Annotated in this window: 3 protein-coding genes and 1 pseudogene; 2 read left to right on the top strand and 2 right to left on the bottom strand. The window is 37.3% G+C overall.

From position 1 onward, the window contains the following. The first annotated feature begins 231 nt into the window (after window positions 1–231). Window positions 232–1,527, top strand: a complete 1,296-nt coding sequence (locus tag IM496_RS20750; protein WP_194014099.1) for a P-loop NTPase fold protein — start codon at window positions 232–234, stop codon at window positions 1,525–1,527. 132 nt (window positions 1,528–1,659) lie between these two features. Next, complete coding sequence (locus tag IM496_RS20755) at window positions 1,660–2,865, top strand: tetratricopeptide repeat protein (protein WP_287663123.1); 1,206 nt, start codon at window positions 1,660–1,662, stop codon at window positions 2,863–2,865. A gap of 150 nt (window positions 2,866–3,015) precedes the next feature. On the opposite strand, the gene IM496_RS20760 is transcribed toward IM496_RS20755, so the two are convergent. Continuing rightward, window positions 3,016–3,456, bottom strand: coding sequence for a DUF4164 family protein (locus IM496_RS20760; protein WP_104397644.1), 441 nt, complete (start codon window positions 3,454–3,456; stop codon window positions 3,016–3,018). A gap of 145 nt (window positions 3,457–3,601) precedes the next feature. Further along, window positions 3,602–3,703 (bottom strand): annotated as a pseudogene (locus IM496_RS20765) (IS200/IS605 family transposase); the annotation flags it as partial.

The following is a 3,703-nucleotide window of genomic DNA, read 5'->3' on the forward strand; positions in this document are numbered from 1 at the left end:
CTCTTAGGTTTGGTGGGCAAAATGTATTCTAAGATACATTCTTTCTGGCGAGCGAGTGGAAGGAACCACAAAGACACAAAGGACACAAAGATTGATCGATCCTCTGTAAGTTAAACTTATCACACAGAACCTAGAAGAGCCAACTACCCAATTCATAATTCATAATTCATAATTCCCACACCCCACACCCTACCCCCACGAAAAACTTTTTGCCGCAAACCCTAATTACTTATGGTTAGTCCTTTACTGGAACCCTTTCGAGAAGCCTATCGCAATTTGGAACTTTTACCCCTGCGATCGGATAAAGAATTACAGCGTTTTGCTGTCAAATACGGCACAGAAATTATCGACGAATTAGAACAATTGGTCGAAGATAGTCCTTCGGAAGACGGAAAAATTATTCTAGCAGGACATCGGGGTTGTGGTAAGTCAACCCTACTCTACGAATTTAAAAGAAAGTTAGATGATCGCTATTTTGTTGTTTTCTTCTCGATCTCAGACATGATCGAAATGTCAGACGTAAATCATGTTAATATTTTATTCTCGATCGCCGTTCAGATGATGTCAGAAGCGGAAGCCCAAAATTTAACTATTAAAGATTCTATTAAAAAAAGCTTTTATCAATGGTTTGCTGAACAAATTCGCACGGAAACCAATCAAGCAGATGCCACTATCGAAACAGGTTTTAACTTTTCTTCTTTACTAGCTCACATTAAAGGAATTCTCAAGATTAATTCGACTATTCGCGAGGAAATCAAACAAAAATATGAGCGGAGAATTACCGATCTAGTTGCCCAAATTAACATTATAGCTAGTGCGATCGAGTCCCAAAGTCAGAAAAAAATCTTAGTAATTGTTGATGACATTGATAAAATTGACTTAGCACAGGTAAGGGATATTTTTCAATCCCATATTAAAGCGATTATGTTGCCCGGTTTTCGGATTATTATGACTATTCCGATCGCCGCTTTAAGAGAGGTAGCTTTAAAGGCAACTCTCCAAACAGAAACTAATGATCAGATTGTACAAATGCCTGTATATAAACTCTTTAAACAGGGAGACATTAATTCACCTAATGCTATACCCGATCCGCAAATTATTGCTACTTTAACCGAGATTATCACTAAGCGCATCGATCCCGCTTTAATCGATCCTGACACCCTCGAAAAAATTTGTCTTTATAGTGGGGGAGTGTTACGAGAATTAATTCGCATTACTAATGATTGCTGTCGGGTTTGTTTGCGATCAATTCGTCGTTATCCCGATGATAATACCCTAAAAATTAATCAAGCTGTTTTAGAACAATCAATCACAGAACTTAGTCTCGATTTTGCTGAAAGTATCGGTACAGCAGATGAGGAAATTATTAAAACTGTTTATAAAAAGTCAAAACCGAAGGATCTCAAGGATCAAAATTTTCTAGATCTGTTGCATGGTTTATATATTTTGGAATACCGCAATGGCGATCTCTGGTATAACGTGCATCCGATTGTAGTTGAGTTAATGAAAAAAAGAGGAACAATTTGAATGGGATAAGTAAGTAGTTATAATTAAATTGAAGATGGATCCCCCCTGCCCCCCTTGATAAGTAGGGTTGATTCATGAATCAACCCTACCTAATGGGGGTATCTGACAGTTTTTAACATTTATCCACTTATTATGAATAATGAAACATCTTCAATTATCGACCAAAATGAAAGAGAATACGAAGGTTTAATCGTGTCTCTAGAGGCAAATCAAGAGAGATTAAATATATTAATTTGTGTGTGTGATCAGGAAAAATTGCGAGAAGAAATCATCGATCGCTATAGCAAAGAATTAGAACCAGTAATCCCTTGTTATCGGATTGATTTAGATCAAAAAGAACCGAGTTTAAGAGCAGCAATTGCTAGTTTAGTCTCCAGAAAACCAGAGTTATTACAAAGCAAAAATGCTGTGATCACAACCACAGGAGTGGAAAAATTACACTCGATCGAATGGCAACAGGAAAAATCGGAACTAGATAAATTTTTTGGTTATCTACAATGGACAAGGGAAGGATTGCGAGAATTTCCCTATTCCATTGTTCTTTGGGTAACAAGCACAGTGGAAGTAAATTTACGCAAAAAGTCCCCCGATTTTTGGAGTTGGAGAAAAGGAGTTTTTCGCTTTATTTCTCCTCCAAGTAACTTTTTACCTTGTCAGGAATTTTTACCAATTTTACAATCTTTTGACGAAATTACTATAGATAAAGATATTCCTTCAATCTCTAGGGAAGACTTGTTAGAACTAATCGAGCAAATCGAGGTAAATAAAGGCAAAAAAGAGCCAAGACTAGCGAGTTTATATGCCAGTTTAGCTAAAATTTATAACCATCGTTTATTAAATCTGCCATTGTCAGATTATCGTCAGGAACTTCTGCTTGCGATCGAGTATTATCAAAAAGCGATCAATTTACAAAAAGAGTTAAATCTAGAACTTGATTTAGTTGCGAGTCTCGACTCATTAGCAGGTATTTACTATTTTCTAGGAGAATACCAAAAAGCGATCGAGTTTGATCAACAGCACCTAGCAATCACACGGAAAATCGGTGATCGGATGGGTGAAGCGTATTCCTACAATAATTTAGGCAATGTTTACAATTCCCTAGGAGAATACCAAAAAGCGATCGAGTTTCATCAACAGTCCTTAGCAATCAAACGAGAAATCGGTGATCGGAGGGGTGAAGCGAAATCTTGGTTTAATCTGGGAGTTACCTACTATAAACTCAAACGTATATCGGAAGCGAAAGAAGCATTTCTTCAGTCGCGGGAATTATTTCAAGCATTGGGGTTAGCAGGATATGTTCAAAAGTGCGATCAGGCAATTCGGAGATTAGAAACCTGAAAATATCCCTTAATCGTTGCTTTCTTTCTGGGGGTGGTTAAGTTTCCTTTAGTTGTAAATGGGTTAGACATCCCTTATTTTTAACCTGAGTTTGACATCTGCTAATTTCCCCTCATAACTACCCTAAAGTGAGAAATTATAGTAATATTTCTAAGGATTACCAGAAAAGAAAGAGCGCCACGCTGCCGTTCCGATCGCTCCTCCTAAAAGAATAATTAACGTCCAAACTTGATTTTTTTGGGTTCCTTCCACCTTTTCTAGTCTTCTATCCATCCCATCGACTTTCTCAGTTAGTTTTGCTTGTCCTACCTCTAGCTTAGTTAGCCGTTCGTCGATCTTATCAAATTTCTGGTTAAAATCCTTCTGTAGGCTGTCAAATTTCTGGTTAACATCTTGTTGCAAGGTGTCGATTTTTTGGTTAACTTCCTTCTGTAGGCTGTCAAATTTCTGGTTAACATCCTGTTGCAAGGTGTCGATTTTTTGGGTGACATCTCGTTGCAAGGTATCGATTTTTTGGTTAACCTCCTTGATGCTGTCTTTGATTTCCTTGAGTACAGATTCAAGACTATAAGTAACAGTTTCGTTAGACATTTTGGTAACATCCCTGGGAGTAATGATAGTACAATAATTTGATTTTAATCCTAAATCCGGTTATTAAAAACTGATTATTTATTCTCCGTATAATACTAAATCTGGTTAATGAACTACCCCGCCGCAAGCGGACGGGGTATCAGAATCAAAATAGACTCAATTGTAGATTTTGGTGTAGCTGCAGGTATTCTTTATCTTGTTCTTTTACATATCTCGCTATCATACCTTCATCCCCATGCTTTCCTAC

The sequence above is a fragment of the Microcystis sp. M049S2 genome, assembly GCF_020245625.1.
GTDB lineage: Bacteria > Cyanobacteriota > Cyanobacteriia > Cyanobacteriales > Microcystaceae > Microcystis > Microcystis ichthyoblabe_A.

What these genes read in the sequence shown, in the direction of transcription:
- IM496_RS20750 (WP_194014099.1), top strand. Translation starts at nt 232, where the DNA reads ATGGTTAGTCCTTTACTGGAACCCTTTCGAGAAGCCTATCGCAATTTG.
- IM496_RS20755 (WP_287663123.1), top strand. Translation starts at nt 1,660, where the DNA reads ATGAATAATGAAACATCTTCAATTATCGACCAAAATGAAAGAGAATAC.
- IM496_RS20760 (WP_104397644.1), bottom strand. Translation starts at nt 3,456, where the DNA reads ATGTCTAACGAAACTGTTACTTATAGTCTTGAATCTGTACTCAAGGAA.